The 3,978-nt window shown below is 71.3% G+C and carries 7 protein-coding genes; 3 read left to right on the forward strand and 4 right to left on the reverse strand.

Going from position 1 to position 3,978, the window contains the following annotated elements; all coding sequences use genetic code 11:
- On the forward strand, positions 1–380 hold a 380-nt coding region (locus VED21_RS27490; RefSeq protein WP_324888098.1), incomplete at its 5' end, for a class I SAM-dependent methyltransferase.
- Positions 377–1,354, forward strand: a complete 978-nt coding sequence (locus VED21_RS27495) for an endonuclease/exonuclease/phosphatase family protein (protein ID WP_324888100.1) — start codon at positions 377–379, stop codon at positions 1,352–1,354. The genes VED21_RS27490 and VED21_RS27495, both read left to right, overlap by 4 nt.
- A 9-nt stretch (positions 1,355–1,363) precedes the next feature.
- Here the strand turns inward: VED21_RS27495 and VED21_RS27500 are convergent, their stop codons facing one another.
- Positions 1,364–1,813 carry a hypothetical protein gene (locus tag VED21_RS27500; protein WP_324888102.1) on the reverse strand — a complete coding sequence of 150 codons (450 nt, stop codon included), beginning with the start codon at positions 1,811–1,813 and terminating at the stop codon, positions 1,364–1,366.
- A 58-nt stretch (positions 1,814–1,871) separates the two neighbouring features.
- Entirely contained in the window at positions 1,872–2,066 is a 195-nt protein-coding gene (locus VED21_RS27505) for a hypothetical protein (RefSeq protein ID WP_324888104.1), read from the reverse strand.
- 175 nt (positions 2,067–2,241) lie between these two features.
- Here VED21_RS27505 and VED21_RS27510 point away from each other — a divergent pair, with 175 nt between their 5' ends.
- A complete protein-coding gene (locus tag VED21_RS27510) occupies positions 2,242–3,117 on the forward strand; it encodes a cyclic nucleotide-binding domain-containing protein (protein WP_324888106.1) in 876 nt (291 codons plus the stop codon).
- A gap of 6 nt (positions 3,118–3,123) precedes the next feature.
- Here the strand turns inward: VED21_RS27510 and panD are convergent, their stop codons facing one another.
- Positions 3,124–3,555, reverse strand: a complete 432-nt coding sequence (gene panD / locus VED21_RS27515; protein WP_324888109.1) for an aspartate 1-decarboxylase — start codon at positions 3,553–3,555, stop codon at positions 3,124–3,126.
- Between the two features lie 161 nt (positions 3,556–3,716).
- Positions 3,717–3,978: 4Fe-4S dicluster domain-containing protein (locus VED21_RS27520; protein ID WP_324888111.1), on the reverse strand; the 262-nt coding region annotated here is incomplete at its 5' end.

Below are 3,978 nucleotides of genomic sequence, written 5' to 3' on the forward strand. Positions count from 1 at the left end.
CCGGCCGCTTCGACGTGGTGCTGTCCAGCCACGTGCTGGAACACGTCGCCGACGACCGCGCGGCGATGGCCGAACTGGCGCGCGTGCTGAAGCCGTCGGGCTGGGCCGTGCTGATGTTTCCCTTCGATCCCCGGCGCCCGACGCAGGAGGATCCGGCCAACGACACGCCGGCCAAGCGGCTGGCGGCCTATGGCCATCCCTACCATTACCGCATCTACGGCAGCGACGCGCCGAACCGTCTGGCCGCCGCCGGGCTGCCGGCCACCGTGGTCGCCTCGCGCCGCTTCCTGTCCGGGCACCGGCTGCGCCGCTTCCGCGTCAACGCCAACCACCTGCTGCTGGCCCGCCGCGTTCAGGGCCGTTCCGGGGACGATGCATGAGCGAGACCTTCCGCATCGCCACCTTCAACCTGGAAAACCTCGACGACACCGGCCAGCCGCCGTTCGAGGAGCGGTGCGCCATCCTGCGCCCGCAGCTCGAACGCCTGACCGCCGATATCCTGTGCCTGCAGGAGGTGGACGGCCAGCGCGACGCGAAGGGGGAGCCGCGCTACCCCCGCGCCCTGCAACGCCTGCTGGAGGGCACGCGCTACGAGGGGTTCCACCTCGCCACCGGCAGCACCGCCGGCCTGTCCGACCGGCACAATCTGGTGATCGCCAGCCGTTTTCCCGTGGCCGCCTCGCGGCTGCACCGCCACGACCTCGTCCCGGCCCCGCTCGCCCGCCTCGTCACCGCCAAGCCCGGCAAGGCGGAGCACGAGCCCGTCACCTGGGACCGGCCGGTGCTGCACGCCGAGATCGACCTGCCGAACGGCCGCCGCCTGCACGTCTTCGACCTGCACCTGCGCGCGCCCCTGGCCGCCCCCGTGCCGGGGCAGAAGAAGGGGGCGCTGACCTGGGCCAGCGTCGGCGGCTGGGGCGAGGGGTTCTTCCTCGCCTCCATCAAGCGGGCCGGTCAGGCGCTGGAAACGCGCCTCGCGGTGGAGCGGCTGTTCGACGACGACCCGCAGGCGCTGATCGTGGTGGCCGGCGACTACAACGCGGAGGATCGGCAGACGCCCGTGCGCCTCATCCGCGGCGACCCGGACGACACCGGCAACGGCCACCTCGCCGGCCGTTCGCTGGTGCCGCTGGAGCGCAGCCTGCCGGAGGAGCGGCGGTTTTCCGTGCTGCACGGCGGGCAGGCGGTGATGCTCGACCACCTGCTGGTGTCGCGCCAGCTGCTGGGCTGGTTCCGCGGCGCCGAAATCCACAACGAAGCGCTGGGGGACGAGCTGGTGGCGCACGCCACGGTCCTGCACTCGCCCGAGAGCTACCACGCCCCGGTCGTCGCGACCTTCGAGATGCCGGAGTAGAAGAGACCGTCAGACGGTGACGGACAGCGACGGGCCGCCACCGCCGGTGCTGCCACCGGCCATCGCCGCAGGCGACGGCATGGACGGGGCGCCCGCCATGGGAGAGGCCCCACCGCTGGAACCGCCGGTCCGGGCCACCGGCGCCCGCTCGTCCGCGCCGCCCTGAAGGCTGACCGGCGTGTGCGCCAGCCCCTGCGGCGTGCGGCCGGCGCTGCGGCGGTAGGCTTCGACCACGTGCTCCGAGGGGATCTGTTCCTTCGTCTCGCCGGTGTCGGCGTCGCGGAACAGCAGCACGGCCACGCGGGCCGCCTGGTCGTACTTGATGGCGGGGCTGATGTAGACGGCGCCGTCGCCGCCGGACTTGCCCCCATCGGCGGAGGCGCCCGCCTGCGCGGCCGGCGCGGTGCGGGACGCCGTCGGCCGTGTCGCCGAGAAGCTGCTGACAGCGCCAATGTCCATCGGTGCCCCCGCTTCGTGACGGCGCCCTCCGGGTCCCGCAGGGGAACCCGGCGCGGCGTCAGACGACGATGTTCAGGTTGTTGCCGCGGTCCTGCGTCACCGCGCCCGGCCGCGGACCGGACTGCTCCGGCGCCGGCGGGGTGGTCTGCGGCTTCTGCTGGTTGGGGTCCGGCTGCACCGGCTGCGACGGACCGCTTTGCAGCGGCGTCATCTGCGGCGGGTAGCCCGCACCGCTGATTCCGTTGATGTTCATGACGGACCTCCTGGCCCACGCGCGAGTGTCTACCTCTTAATATTGGGTAAATTCGCGCCCACGGCAAGGGCGGAATTGAATCCAGTTGTCACAGCGATCCGAATCGTACGCGCTCAACCCTTTGGCAAGACTTCCGCGTCACAGTCGAACAGCGAAAGGGAGGGACGGGCCCGCCATGAAGATGCGCTACCGGCAAGGCGACGTGCTGTTCCGCGAGGGCGACCCCAGCGACTTCGCCTGCCGGATCCTGGAAGGGCGCGTCGAGGTCGTTAAGGAATCGCTGGGCGAGCCCTTCGTGCTGGGCGAACTGGGGGCCGGCGACTACGTCGGCGAAATGGGCGTGATCGAGCACAAGCCGCGCAGCGCTACCGTGCGCGCCCTGTGCGAGGTGCTGGTCGAGGTGGTGCCCGGCGACGGCTTCCTCCCGGCCATCGCCAACGACCCGCAGGCCGCCCACCAGCTGCTCAGCCGTCTCAGCGAAAAGGTCCGCGCCCTGTCGGAGGAGGTGGTCCGCCTGCGCCACGGGCTGGACGACGCTCCGGAACCGGTGCCCGAGCCGCCGCCCGAGCCGGAGCCGGACCCGCTCCCCGAACCGGTCGTGGTCGCCCCGTCGCCCGTGCCGAATGCCCTGCCGAGCGAGCGGATGATCGCCAGCTACGTGCAGTCGGCGCGCCTGGGCATGGGGCCGCACGCCATCGGCCTGCGCTTCGAAGGCCGGTCGGCCGGGGAGATCGTGTGGGTCGACAGCCTGCCCTTCCGCGTCGGCCGCACGCCGCGCGACGGCGATCCGGCCCGGCGCGAGCGCGGGGCGCTCCGCCTGCCCGACCACCCGCCCTACCGGCTCTCCCCCGACCACTTCGCCATCGACCGCGATCCTCGGCTGGGCCTTGTCGTGCGCGACCTGGGCAGCGAGCTTGGCACCATGGTCAATGGCCAGTACCTCGGCGGCATCTTCGCCAAGGACGCGCTGCGCCTCCAGAACGGCGAGAACATCATCGTCGCCGGCGGCACCGACTCGCCGTTCGTCTTCCGCGTCCAGGTGGCCGTATAGCGCGGATCAGGCCGCCGCGTCGGCGTCCTCCAGCTCCAGGATGCGGAAGTCGTGGCGCCCGTCGCCCAGGGCGGTGACGTCGTAGCACAGCGTCTTGGCGACCCGGTTGTCGGGGTGGAAGAGCAGCACGCGCGGCTTCAGCGTGGCGACCTCGGTCGGCTGGCAGTACCAGGAGGCGGCGATGATGATCTCGTCGCCCGGCTGGCAGGTGCGCGCGGCCGAGCCGTTCAGCACGCAGCAGCGCGAGCCGCGCTCGCCGTAGATCACGTAGGTGCTGATGCGTGCGCCGGAGTTCTTGTTCCAGATCTCGACGAACTCCAGCGGCAGGATGCCCACCGCCTCGCACTGCTCGGGATCGAGCGTGATCGAGCCCTGGTAATTGAGGTTGGCGTCCGTCACCCGGATGCCATGCAGCTTGGCCCGAACCACCTTGATCATGTCGCACCTTGGAAATTGCGCAAATCGGCATTGCCCCCACCCGGCCTGCGCTGGCGCTCGGCCACCCTCCCCCGCTGACGCAGGGGAGGGTTTTGTCGGCTGGCAGCGGCTGTCCCCTCCCCTGCGCAGCGGGGGAGGGTTAGGGAGGGGGCAAAGGTTTCTCACATGCCCGGATAGTTCGGCCCGCCGCCGCCTTCCGGCACCACCCAGTTGATGTTCTGCGTCGGGTCCTTGATGTCGCAGGTCTTGCAGTGCACGCAGTTCTGCGCGTTGATCTGCAGCCGCGGGTTCGTCCCGTCCTCGTTGCGCACGATCTCGTACACCCCGGCCGGGCAGTAGCGCGTCTCCGGCGCGTCGTACAGGGCCAGGTTCACCCGGATCGGCGTCTCCGCATCCGCCAGCTTCAGGTGCGCCGGCTGGTCC

The organism is Azospirillum sp., from assembly GCF_035627195.1.
In the GTDB taxonomy this organism is placed as follows: domain Bacteria; phylum Pseudomonadota; class Alphaproteobacteria; order Azospirillales; family Azospirillaceae; genus Azospirillum.

Bases quoted from the DNA above. Each gene is read 5' to 3' on its own strand.
- VED21_RS27500 (WP_324888102.1), bottom strand. From the start codon at position 1,813: ATGGACATTGGCGCTGTCAGCAGCTTCTCGGCGACACGGCCGACGGCG.
- VED21_RS27495 (WP_324888100.1), top strand. From the start codon at position 377: ATGAGCGAGACCTTCCGCATCGCCACCTTCAACCTGGAAAACCTCGAC.
- VED21_RS27505 (WP_324888104.1), bottom strand. From the start codon at position 2,066: ATGAACATCAACGGAATCAGCGGTGCGGGCTACCCGCCGCAGATGACG.
- panD (WP_324888109.1), bottom strand. From the start codon at position 3,555: ATGATCAAGGTGGTTCGGGCCAAGCTGCATGGCATCCGGGTGACGGAC.
- VED21_RS27510 (WP_324888106.1), top strand. From the start codon at position 2,242: ATGAAGATGCGCTACCGGCAAGGCGACGTGCTGTTCCGCGAGGGCGAC.